This is a genomic window from Streptomyces sp. NPDC094034 (genome assembly GCF_040303865.1).
In the GTDB taxonomy this organism is placed as follows: domain Bacteria; phylum Actinomycetota; class Actinomycetes; order Streptomycetales; family Streptomycetaceae; genus Streptomyces.
Window position 1 is genome coordinate 105,636 of sequence record NZ_JBEOUD010000013.1, and the last position, 11,663, is coordinate 117,298.

The 11,663-nt window shown below is 69.3% G+C and carries 9 protein-coding genes; 2 read left to right on the top strand and 7 right to left on the bottom strand.

Annotation, left to right across the window (positions count from 1 at the left end; genetic code table 11):
- Window positions 1-117: 117 nt before the first annotated feature.
- The 6 genes from whiA to uvrA all read right to left on the bottom strand — a co-directional run bounded on the left by whiA (window position 118) and on the right by uvrA (window position 8,744).
- Complete coding sequence (gene whiA / locus ABTZ59_RS14700; RefSeq protein ID WP_030353658.1) at window positions 118-1,107, bottom strand: DNA-binding protein WhiA; 990 nt, start codon at window positions 1,105-1,107, stop codon at window positions 118-120.
- Window positions 1,098-2,132: a gluconeogenesis factor YvcK family protein gene (locus ABTZ59_RS14705; protein WP_351396161.1), complete on the bottom strand. Its 1,035-nt coding sequence runs from the start codon at window positions 2,130-2,132 to the stop codon at window positions 1,098-1,100. The genes whiA and ABTZ59_RS14705 overlap by 10 nt, the downstream gene beginning before the upstream one ends.
- Window positions 2,129-3,067 carry an RNase adapter RapZ gene (rapZ, locus tag ABTZ59_RS14710; RefSeq protein ID WP_351396164.1) on the bottom strand — a complete coding sequence of 313 codons (939 nt, stop codon included), beginning with the start codon at window positions 3,065-3,067 and terminating at the stop codon, window positions 2,129-2,131. The genes ABTZ59_RS14705 and rapZ overlap by 4 nt, the downstream gene beginning before the upstream one ends.
- Entirely contained in the window at window positions 3,060-5,114 is a 2,055-nt protein-coding gene (uvrC, locus tag ABTZ59_RS14715; protein ID WP_351396167.1) for an excinuclease ABC subunit UvrC, read from the bottom strand. The genes rapZ and uvrC overlap by 8 nt, the downstream gene beginning before the upstream one ends.
- Before the next feature lie 61 nt (window positions 5,115-5,175).
- Window positions 5,176-5,613 carry a Rieske (2Fe-2S) protein gene (locus ABTZ59_RS14720; RefSeq protein ID WP_351396169.1) on the bottom strand — a complete coding sequence of 146 codons (438 nt, stop codon included), beginning with the start codon at window positions 5,611-5,613 and terminating at the stop codon, window positions 5,176-5,178.
- 170 nt (window positions 5,614-5,783) lie between these two features.
- Window positions 5,784-8,744, bottom strand: coding sequence for an excinuclease ABC subunit UvrA (uvrA, locus tag ABTZ59_RS14725; RefSeq protein ID WP_351396172.1), 2,961 nt, complete (start codon window positions 8,742-8,744; stop codon window positions 5,784-5,786).
- A gap of 228 nt (window positions 8,745-8,972) precedes the next feature.
- Here uvrA and ABTZ59_RS14730 point away from each other — a divergent pair, with 228 nt between their 5' ends.
- Window positions 8,973-9,659: a maleylpyruvate isomerase family mycothiol-dependent enzyme gene (locus ABTZ59_RS14730; RefSeq protein WP_351396175.1), complete on the top strand. Its 687-nt coding sequence runs from the start codon at window positions 8,973-8,975 to the stop codon at window positions 9,657-9,659.
- Window positions 9,660-9,669: 10 nt separating this feature from the next.
- Window positions 9,670-10,323 carry an MBL fold metallo-hydrolase gene (locus ABTZ59_RS14735; protein WP_351396178.1) on the top strand — a complete coding sequence of 218 codons (654 nt, stop codon included), beginning with the start codon at window positions 9,670-9,672 and terminating at the stop codon, window positions 10,321-10,323.
- Window positions 10,324-10,506: 183 nt separating this feature from the next.
- Here ABTZ59_RS14735 and ABTZ59_RS14740 read toward each other — a convergent pair whose 3' ends face one another.
- Window positions 10,507-11,544 (bottom strand): TerC family protein, encoded by a 1,038-nt coding sequence (locus ABTZ59_RS14740; protein ID WP_351396179.1) that lies wholly within the window; start codon window positions 11,542-11,544, stop codon window positions 10,507-10,509.
- Window positions 11,545-11,663 lie beyond the last annotated feature (119 nt).

The following is an 11,663-nucleotide window of genomic DNA, read 5'->3' on the forward strand; positions in this document are numbered from 1 at the left end:
TGCCGACACCTATTCGGCGCCGGCAGCGGGCAGTTGGGGACAGCGGGCTGGACGAGTCGGACCGCGGCGGCGTCGTCCACCCCCGGGCGGAGGGGACTTCGGACGCGCTCGTCCGGCTCAGCCGACGAGACCGTCGGCCAGATCCTCGCTCAGGTTGGACTCCGTACCCGGGATCCCGAGGTCCTGTGCGCGCTTGTCGGCCATGGCCAGCAGCCGCCGGATGCGGCCCGCGACCGCGTCCTTGGTGAGCGGCGGGTCCGCCAGCGCGCCCAACTCCTCCAGAGAGGCCTGCTTGTGCTCCATCCGCAGCCGGCCCGCGGCGGCGAGATGCTCGGGCACCTCCTCGCCGAGGATCTCCAGCGCGCGCTGCACCCGGGCGCCGGCCGCGACCGCGGCCCGCGCGGAGCGGCGCAGATTCGCGTCGTCGAAGTTGGCGAGGCGGTTGGCCGTGGCGCGGACCTCGCGGCGCATCCGCCGCTCCTCCCAGGCCAGCACCGACTCATGGGCACCGAGCCGGGTCAGCAGCGCGCCGATCGCGTCGCCGTCCCGTACGACCACCCGGTCCACCCCGCGCACCTCACGGGCCTTGGCCGCGATCTGGAGCCTGCGGGCGGCACCGACCAGCGCGAGGGCCGCCTCGGGACCCGGGCACGTCACCTCCAGCGAGGAGGAGCGGCCGGGCTCGGTGAGCGAGCCGTGCGCCAGGAACGCGCCGCGCCAGGCGGCCTCCGCGTCACAGGTGGCACCGGAGACGACCTGCGGGGGCAGTCCGCGGATCGGGCGGCCCCGGCCGTCGACCAGTCCGGTCTGCCTGGCCAGCTGATCACCGCCCGTAATCACCCGTACGACGTAACGGCTGCCGCGGCGCAGTCCGCCCGGGGCCATCACGACGAGCTCGGAGTTGTGCCCGAAGATCTCCAGGATGTCCTTGCGGAGCCGGCGCGCGGCGATGCTGGTGTCCAGCTCCGCCTCGATCACAATGCGGCCGCTCACCAGGTGCAGCCCGCCCGCGAACCGGAGGATCGCCGAGACCTCAGCCTTCCTGCAGCACGTCCGGGTGACGGGGAGGCGGGCGATCTCGTCCTTCACCGCTGGCGTCATCGCCATGGGCCGATCCTTCCATGCATCCGAAAAATACGGTCGTACGCGGCTGCCAACAGCTCCGGATCATGGACCGGGGAACCGTCGGGCGCTGCCACCGGCGCCAGCTCGACCGCGGCACCGAACCGCTTGGCGGCATCGGAGAGTGATTCGCGGTCGGGCACGGCGGCCTGGTCGGCCAGCACCGCGTCCAGGGCGAGTTTAGGGGCGTGTCGCCCCAAAACCTCCAAATGACGCTGCGGTGAGAAGCCTTCGGTTTCACCGGGTTGCGGTGCGAGGTTCAGCGAGAGGACCCGGCGCGCCTTCGTCTCGACGAGCGCGTCGCGCAGTTCGGGCACCAGCAGATGCGGGATCACCGAGGAGAACCAGGAACCGGGGCCGAGCACGACCCAGTCGGCGTCCAGCACCGCGGCGACCGCCTCGGGGACCGCCGGCGGGTCGTGCGGCACCAGATGGACGGACTGCACCTCACCGCGGGTGAGCGCGACGGTGGCCTGGCCGCGCACCGTGTCGATCTGGTCGGGGCGCGCCGGGTCATGGCCCCGTACGAGCGCCTGGAGCTCCAGCGGTACGGCGGACATGGGCAGCACCCGGCCGTGCGCCCCGAGGAGCTTGCCGACCAGATCGAGGGCCTGCACATGGTCGCCCAGCTGCTCCCAGAGGGCGACGATCAGCAGATTGCCCACCGCGTGCTCGTGGAGGTCGCCCTGCGACTGGAAGCGGTGCTGGATCACCCGCGCCCAGGTCTGGCCCCAGTCGTCGTCGCCGCAGAGCGCCGCCAGGGCCTTGCGCAGATCGCCGGGTGGCAGGACACCCAGCTCCTCCCTGAGCCGGCCGCTGGAGCCGCCGTCGTCGGCGACGGTGACGACGGCGGTGAGATCGCCGGTGATCCTGCGGAGCGCCGCGAGGGAGGCGGACAGGCCCATTCCGCCGCCGAGCGCGACGACCTTGGGCTGAGCGCCGCGCCCCCGCGCCGAGGGCGCGGGGACACCCCTGCGCAGCCGGCGCATGCGGAAGGTGCGTCCGGTCACTCGCGCCCCATGTCCCGGTGGACGACGACGGTCTCGACGCCTTCGGAGGCGAGGCGCGCGCCGAGCCGCTCGGACATGGCGACGGAACGGTGTTTGCCGCCTGTGCAGCCGACGGCGACGGTCACATAGCGCTTGCCCTCACGGCGGTAGCCCGCGGCGATCAGCTGGAGCAGTTCGGTGTAGCGGTCGAGGAACTCCTTGGCGCCCGGCTGGTTGAAGACATACGCGGACACCTCCTCGTTGAGCCCGGTGAAGGGCCGCAGCTCGGGGACCCAGTGCGGGTTGGGCAGGAAGCGGCAGTCCACCACCAGGTCGGCGTCGACCGGCAGACCGTACTTGTAGCCGAACGACATGACGGTGGCCCGCAGCTCCGGCTTCTCGTCCCCAGCGAACTGGGCGTCCATCTTGGCGCGCAGCTCATGGACGTTGAGGCTGGAGGTGTCGATCACCAGATCGGCGTCACCGCGCAGCTCGCGCAGCAGCTCCCGTTCGGCCTCGATGCCGTCGACGATCCGGCCGTCGCCCTGGAGGGGGTGCGGACGGCGTACGGATTCGAAGCGGCGCACCAGCGCCTCGTCGGAGGACTCCAGGAAGACGACCCGCCGGGTCACCTGCTTGGCGTCGAGGTCGGCGAGGGATTCGCGGAGGTTGTCGAAGAACCGCCGCCCCCGTACGTCGACCACGACCGCGATCCGCGCCACATTGCCCTGTGAGCGGGCACCGAGCTCCACCATGGTGGGGATCAGCGCGGGCGGCAGATTGTCCACCACGAACCAGCCGAGGTCCTCCAGACACTTGGCCGCGGTGCTGCGGCCGGCGCCCGACATACCGGAGATGATCACCAGTTCGGGGATGGCCGCCTCGACGGCGTCACCCGTCTCGTTTGTGATGCCCGTACTCACGTGCCCTGCTCCGTCCCGGTCGTGCTCAGTCATGCGTGCTGCCCCCGTCGTCTTCCATGATCTCTCCTGTCGCCGTGTTCACGGCGGGTGCCGCCGGGGCCGCCTTGGCGAAGGCCACGACGACGGACTCGGCCGTTTTGCGACCCACGCCCGGAACCTCACAGATCTGGTCGATTGTCGCCTGCCGCAGCTTCTTCACCGAGCCGAAATGCTTGATCAGCGACTGTTTCCGGGACTCACCGAGGCCGGGCACCTCGTCCAGTGGGCTGGACCTGACGCGCTTGGCCCGCTTGGCCCGCTGGTAGGTGATGGCGAAGCGGTGCGCCTCGTCCCGTACGCGCTGGAGCAGATAGAGCCCCTCGCTGGAGCGGGGCAGGACCACCGGGTCGCTCTCACCTGGCACCCAGACCTCTTCGAGGCGCTTGGCGAGACCGCAGACGGCGACATCGTCGATGCCCAGCTCGTCCAGGGCCCGCTGGGCCGCCGCGACCTGCGGCTGTCCGCCGTCGACGACCACCAGCTGGGGCGGGTAGGCGAAGCGCTTGGGGCGGCCGTCGTCCTCACGGCCGGGCTGTTCCGGCCGGTCCAGCGGGCCCGACCCGTCCGCGGGCTCCCCGGACTCCTCGGACCGGTCCTGCCGCTCCGGTTGCTCCGGTTGCTCCGGCCACTCCCCGGTCCGCTCCTTCTCCTGGAGATAGCGCCGGAAGCGCCGCCCGATGACCTCGTGCATCGACCGGACGTCGTCCTGGCCCTCGAACCCCTTGATCTGGAACCGGCGGTATTCACCCTTACGGGCGAGGCCGTCCTCGAAGACCACCATGGACGCCACGACATCGTCACCCTGGAGATGGGAGATGTCGAAGCACTCGATGCGCAGCGGCGCGCTGTCCAGACCAAGGGCCTCCGCGATCTCCTCCAGGGCCCGGGAGCGGGTGGTGAGATCGCTGGCGCGCTTGGTCTTGTGCAGGACCAGCGACTGCTGGGCATTGCGCCCGACCGTCGCCATCAGGTCCTTCTTGTCACCGCGCTGCGGAATCCGCAGCGAGACCTGGGAGCCGCGGCGCTCGCTGAGCCACTGGGCGACGGCCTCCGCGTCCTCCGGCAGTGCGGGGACGAGTACTTCCTTGGGGACGGCGTCGCCGCTCTCCTCCCCGTACAGCTGCTGGAGGGCGTGCTCGACGAGCCCCGCCGTCTCCACGGCCTCGACCTTGTCGGTGACCCAGCCGCGCTGACCCCGCACCCGGCCGCCGCGGACATGGAAGATCTGTACGGCTGCCTCCAACTCGTCCTCGGCCACCGCGATGAGGTCCGCGTCCGTGGCGTCGGCGAGCACGACCGCGTTCTTCTCCATCGCGCGGCGCAGCGCGCCTATGTCGTCCCGCAGCCGGCCCGCCTTCTCGTACTCCATCTCCTCGGCGGCCTCCGTCATCCGCTGCTCAAGACGGCGGATGTACGTGCCGGTGCGGCCGGCCATGAAGTCGCAGAATTCCTCGGCCAGTTCACGGTGTTCCTCGGGGGTGACCCGGCCGACGCAGGGCGCCGAGCACTTGCCGATGTAACCGAGGAGACAGGGGCGGCCGGTCCGCGCGGCGTTCTTGAACACCCCGGCGGAGCAGGTCCGTACGGGAAAGACACGGAGCATCAGATCGACGGTCTCGCGGATGGCCCAGGCGTGTCCGTAGGGGCCGAAGTAGCGCACGCCCTTCTTCTTGGCGCCGCGCATCACCTGGACCCGGGGGAACTCCTCGTTCAGCGTGACGGCGAGGAACGGATAGCTCTTGTCGTCGCGGTACTTGACGTTGAACCGGGGGTCGTACTCCTTGATCCAGGAGTACTCCAGCTGAAGCGCCTCGACCTCGGTGGAGACGACGGTCCACTCGACGGACGCGGCGGTGGTGACCATCGTTCGGGTACGCGGGTGCAGACCCGCCAGATCCTGGAAGTAGTTGGCGAGCCGCTGACGCAGGCTCTTCGCCTTCCCGACATAGATCACCCGCCGGTGGTCGTCACGGAACCTGTAGACCCCCGGCGAGTCGGGGATCTGTCCCGGCTTGGGGCGGTAGCTGGAGGGGTCGGCCATGCCGTCCACCCTACTGTCGGGGACCGACAGCAGGGTCCCGCCGGGGTACCCCCCGGGATCGTCAGGCCCGGGGGCCCGCGATGAGCTTGCCGCCCTCCGCGGTGACCGGGACCTCGGGCAGTGACGCGGTCGCCGGTCCCTGTATGGCCTTGCCGGTCGTGACATCGAACTTGCTGCCGTGGCACGGGCAGTCACCCACCGTGCCCTCCAGCTTCTCCAGGAGGCAGCCCGCGTGGGTGCACTGCGCGCTGAACGCCTTGTACTCCCCCTTCGCGGGGCAGCTCACCACCAGTCGCTGGTCCCGGTAGAGCTTCGCGCCGCCGACCGGCACCTCCGCCGCCGCGCCGAGGTCGACGGGGGCGGTGGGGGTGGTGGGGGTGGGGTTCTCGGCGTGGCCCAGCTTCGATCCGGTGGAGCAGGCCGCCGCCCCCAGCCCGGCCGCACCGGCGAGCGCGGCGCCCTTCAGCACGGTGCGGCGGGCGGCGGAGGGGCCGGACATGGTGGCTCCACTGGGTCGGAGGTCGGTGACATACGCGACGATACCGGGGCTGTTCCGGCGGTCCTTCAGCGGCTGTCCCCAGGGACGGGACAGCCGCTGAACGAGGCGGAGCCGGTGCGGGGGCGCGCCGGGTGGGAGGCGCCGGGTGGGTGGCGCGCCGGGTCAGGGGGTCAGGCGCGGCGCGAGCGCGCGGCGGTCTTCTTCGCCGCCACCGCCCTGGCCGGCGCCTTCTTGGCCGCCGCCTTCCGCGTCGTGGCCTTCTTCATCGGCGCCGCGTCGCTGATGCTCTCGGCGTCCAGGATGTCCCGCAGGAACTTTCCGGTGTGGCTGGCCGGGACGCCGGCCACCTGCTCCGGGGTGCCCTCCGCGATCACCAGACCGCCGCCGTTGCCGCCCTCAGGTCCCATGTCGATCACCCAGTCCGCCGTCTTGATGACGTCCAGGTTGTGCTCGATCACGATCACCGTATTGCCCTTCTCGACCAATCCGGAGAGCACCGTGATCAGCTTGCTGATGTCCTCGAAGTGCAGACCGGTCGTCGGCTCGTCCAGGACGTAGACCGTACGGCCGGTGGAGCGCTTCTGTAGCTCGCTCGACAGCTTCACCCGCTGCGCCTCGCCGCCCGAGAGGGTCGGCGCGGACTGGCCCAGCCGGACATACCCGAGGCCGACCTCGTTGAGCGTCCTGAGGTGCCGCGAGATGGTCGGGACGGCCTCGAAGAAGTCCAGGGCCTCCTCGATCGGCATGTCCAGCACCTCGGCGATGGACTTGCCCTTGTAGTGGACCTCCAGGGTCTCCCGGTTGTAGCGGGCTCCATGGCAGACCTCGCACGGGACATAGACGTCCGGCAGGAAGTTCATCTCGATCTTGATCGTGCCGTCACCCGAGCAGTTCTCGCAGCGACCGCCCTTGACGTTGAAGGAGAAGCGCCCGGGGAGGTAGCCGCGGACCTTGGCCTCCATCGTCTCGGCGAAGAGCTTGCGGACATGGTCGAAGACACCGGTGTACGTGGCCGGGTTGGACCGGGGCGTACGGCCGATGGGCGACTGGTCGACATGGACGACCTTGTCGACCAGATCGTCGCCGTCGACCCGGGTGTGCCGGCCGGGCACCGACTTCGCGCCGTTCAGCTCGCGTGCCAGATGCGTATAGAGGATGTCGTTGACCAGCGTCGACTTACCGGAGCCCGAGACTCCGGTGATGGCCGTGAACACGCCCAGCGGGAAGGACACATCGATGTCCCGCAGATTGTTCTCCCGGGCGCCGTGCACGGTGAGCTGCCGGCCCGGGTCGATCGGCCGGCGGATGCCCGGGGTGGGGATGGCCTTCTTCCCGGAGAGGTACTGGCCGGTCATCGACTCCTTGTTGGCCAGCAGCCCCTTCAACGGTCCTGAATGCACGACCTTGCCGCCGTGCTCACCGGCGCCGGGGCCGATGTCGACCACCCAGTCGGCCACCTTGATGGTGTCCTCGTCGTGCTCCACGACGATCAGGGTGTTACCCATGTCACGCAGCCTGACCAGGGTCTCGATCAGCCGGTGGTTGTCCCGCTGGTGCAGACCGATGGACGGCTCGTCCAGTACGTACAGCACCCCGACCAGCCCCGAGCCGATTTGCGTCGCGAGCCGGATCCGCTGGGCCTCGCCGCCGGAGAGGGTCCCGGCCGCGCGGTTCAGCGAGAGATAGTCCAGGCCCACGTCGACCAGGAACCTCAGCCGCTCGTTGACCTCCTTGAGCACCCGCTCGGCGATCGTCTTGTCACGGTCGTTCAGCTTGAGCTCGGCCAGGAAGTCGGCGCAGTCGCTGATCGAGAGCGCGGAGACTTCGGCGATGGACTTCTCCATGACCGTGACCGCCAGGACGATCGGCTTGAGCCGGGTGCCCTCACAGGTCGGGCAGGGCACCTCACGCATATAGCCCTCGAAGCGCTCCCTGCTGGTGTCGCTCTCCGCCTCCGTGTGCCGCCGCTTGACGAAGGAGACCGCTCCCTCGAAGGCGGGGCTGGTGTAGGCGCGCTCGCGGCCGTACCGGTTGCGGTAGCGGACCTCGACCTGGGTCTTGTGGCCGTACAGCAGGGCCTTCCTGGCGCGCTGTGGCAGGCCGGCCCACGGGATGTCCGTACGGAATCCGAGCGCCTTGGCGAGGCCGCCGATCTGCCGCCCGAAGTACTCCTTCGTATGGCCGTGGGACCAGGGGTGGATGGCGCCCTCGTCGAGTGACTTCTCCTCGTCGGGGACGATCAGCTCCGGGTCGACCTCCATGCGCGTACCGATACCGGTGCAGTCGGGGCACGCGCCGAAGGGCGAGTTGAAGGAGAAGGAGCGGGGCTCAAGCTCCTCGAAGGAGAGATCGTCGTACGGGCAGTACAGATGCTCGGAGTACATCCGCTCGCGCTCGGGGTCGTCCTCGGGGAGATCCACGAAGTCGAGCACGACCATGCCGCCGGAGAGACCGAGCGCGGTCTCGACCGAGTCGGTCAGCCGGCGCTTGGCGCTGTCCTTCACCGTGAGGCGGTCGACCACCACCTCGATGGTGTGCTTCTCCTGCTTCTTGAGCTTGGGCGGCTCACTGAGCTGGATCGTCTGCCCGTCGACCCTGGCCCGGCTGTAGCCCTTGGTCTGGAGATCGGCGAAGAGATCGACGAACTCACCCTTGCGCTCCCGGATGAGCGGCGAGAGGACCTGGAACCTGCTGCCCTCGGGCAGTTCGAGCACCCGGTCCACGATGGCCCCCGGCGACTGCCGGGAGATCGGCCGGCCGCACTCCGGACAGTGCGGCTTGCCGATCCTGGCGAAGAGCAGCCGGAGGTAGTCGTACACCTCGGTGATCGTGCCGACCGTCGAGCGCGGGTTGCGCGAGGTCGACTTCTGGTCGATGGAGACTGCCGGGGAGAGCCCCTCGATGAAGTCGACGTCCGGCTTGTCCATCTGACCGAGGAACTGCCGGGCGTACGAGGAAAGGGACTCCACGTACCGGCGCTGTCCCTCGGCGAAGATCGTGTCGAACGCGAGAGAGGACTTGCCCGACCCGGAGAGCCCGGTGAAGACGATGAGGGAGTCACGGGGGAGGTCGAGCGACACGTTCTTGAGATTGTGCTCGCGCGCGCCACGGACGATGAGACGGTCGGCCACGCCGGTCCGCACCTTTCTGAAGAGAACCAAGGGGCGGAGCCCCCTTCCCACACTAATGGGGGTCGCCAGAACGATGGATTGCCAGTGGTCGATTGCCGGGCTTCGGAGCGCCGGGCGGGATTGCCTATATGCCAGGATGCCTCCCCTGAGCCTATAGCACGTGCATTCGATTTACGGCGGCCCTGCACCGTCTTCACCCGATCGAGTGGCGGCGCTATCGTCGGCGGCATGATCGATCACGAGCGTGACCTGACGGCTGTACGTGAGGCGACGGACCGCCTCCTCGGCGCAGCCGCCGAACTGGACAACGCGGCCCTCGCCGCGCCGTCACGGCTCCCGGGCTGGAGCCGGGGACATGTGCTGGCACATCTCGCCAGGAACGCGGACGCACTGGTCAATGTGCTCGAAGGCCGGCCCATGTACCGCGACGCCGAAACGCGCGACGCGGACATCGAGCGGGACGCGGCGCGACCGCTGGAGGTCCAGCTCGCCGACGTACGTAACACCGCGGAGGCCTTCCAGCATTCCGCGGCCGCCCCCGCGGACTGGACGCGCGTCGTCACGATGCGCAACGGCGTCACGGACGCCGCGGCCCGCGTTCCGTTCCGCCGGCTGATCGAGATCGAGCTGCACCATGTCGATCTCGGCATCGGCCGCGAGCTGGAGGATCTGTCCGAGGAGTTCACCGAGCGCGAGACCGCCTTCCTCGTGGAGCGGTTCTCCGGGAACGCCGCGGTCCCGCCGCTGGCCCTGACCGCGAGCGACGGGCGGACCTGGCGCACGGGTGGTACGGAGGGCACCCCGCTCGCCGTGAGCGGACCGGCCCCGGACCTGCTGGGCTGGCTCGCGGGCCGCCGGGACGGGACCGCGCTGAAGTCTCCGGACGGCCCCCTGCCCGTACTGCCCCCGCTATAGGCTGATCCGTATGACGTACAGCGGAGCGGTGAAGGTCGGCGGACCGGCGGACGTGCATGAACTGCCCGCCCTGATGATCTCCAAGGTCGCCGTCGGGCCGATGGACAACAACGCCTATCTGCTGCGCTGCCGGGCCACCGGTGAGCAGCTGCTGATCGACGCGGCCAATGACGCCGGCACATTGCTGACTCTGATCGGTGACGACGGCATCGCGTCCGTCGTCACCACGCACCGCCATGGCGACCACTGGCAGGCCCTGGCGGAGGTCGTGGCGGCCACGGGCGCGCGGACGTACGCGGGGCGGTACGACGCCGAGGCCATCCCCGTGCCCACCGATGTCCCGGTCGAGGACGGGGACACGATCCGTGTCGGTGAGATCGAACTCACCGCCCTGCATCTGGTGGGCCACACCCCGGGCTCGATCGTGCTGGTCTACGACGACCCGCACGACCACGCGCACCTGTTCACCGGCGACTGCCTGTTCCCCGGCGGCCCCGGGAAGACCGGGACCTCGGCGGACTTCACGAGCCTGATGGACGGGATCGAGACCAAGATCTTCGCGACCCTGCCGGACGAGGCGTGGATCTATCCCGGCCACGGCAACGACTCCACCCTCGGCGCCGAGCGCCCGCACCTCGCGGCCTGGCGGGCGCGAGGCTGGTGACCCGCCGCCGACACCCGGGGCGGCCCGCAGATGGGTCTCGACCGGCCGGCGAGTGACTTCGGAGGAGACGCCGGCCGCCGAGGAGGTATCAGCGTCACGTCCTGAGGTCGGATTCCGAGCCGTACGAACGCGAAAGGGGGCGGGCGGCAGTATTGCCGCTCGCCCCCTCCCTTTCCGCGAGGATCAGGCCTCGATGCTGTCCTTGCTCTCCCGGCCGTCCTTGCTGTCCTGGCCGTCCTGGCCGTTCTCCGTCTGGAGCGCGGCGGCCGCGTCCCGCTCCGCCTGCTTCTTCGAGGCGATCAGGCTGGTGATCGTGGTGACGATCAGAACACCACAGATGACCGCCAGCGAGACCGGGATGGAGATCTCGGGGACATGCACCCCGGTCTCGTGCAGCGCGTGGAGCACCAGCTTCACACCGATGAAGCCCAGGATGACCGACAGGCCGTAGCTGAGGTGCACCAGCTTCTTCAGCAGCCCACCGATGAGGAAGTAGAGCTGCCGCAGACCCATCAGGGCGAAGGCGTTGGCGGTGAAGACGATGTACGGGTCCTGGGTCAGACCGAAGATCGCGGGGATGGAGTCCAGCGCGAACAGCACGTCCGTGGTGCCGATGGCCAGCATGACCACCATCAGCGGGGTAAGGATCCGCTTGCCGTTGTCCCGGATGAAGAGCTTGGTGCCGTGGTACCTGTCGGCGACCCCGAAGCGCTTCTCGATGGACTTGAGGAGACGGTTCTCCTCGAACTCCTCGTCCTCGTCGTCGGAGCGCGCCTCCTGGATGAGCTTCCAGGCGGTGTAGATCAGGAACGCGCCGAAGATGAAGAAGACCCACGAGAAGCTGGCGATGATCGCGGCGCCTGCCGCGATGAATATGGCGCGCAGCACCAGGGCGATCAGCACACCGATGAGCAGCACACGCTGCTGTAGATGCGAGGGAACCGAGAACTTCGCCATGATCAGGACGAAGACGAAGAGATTGTCGACACTGAGCGACTTCTCGGTGATGAATCCGGCGAAGAACTCGCCGGCCGCCTGGCCGGTGCCGAACACCATCAGGCCGACGCCGAACAGCGCGGCGAGGGCGATCCAGACGATCGTCCAGATACCGGCTTCCTTCATCGACACGTCATGGGGCTTGCGCCCGATGAAGAAGTCGACAGCGATAAGGGCGGACAGACCAAGAATGGTCAGCACCCACAGGGTCAAGGAAACGTCCACTGTGCCTCCGGCTTCGTACGGCTATCGATCAGCGTCGTCGCTGCCGGAGGTCTCTTCCACCCGGGCGGCTTCCGCCGCTCCCTGGGCCGACGCCCCGGGATCGATGGCGATCCGTATTG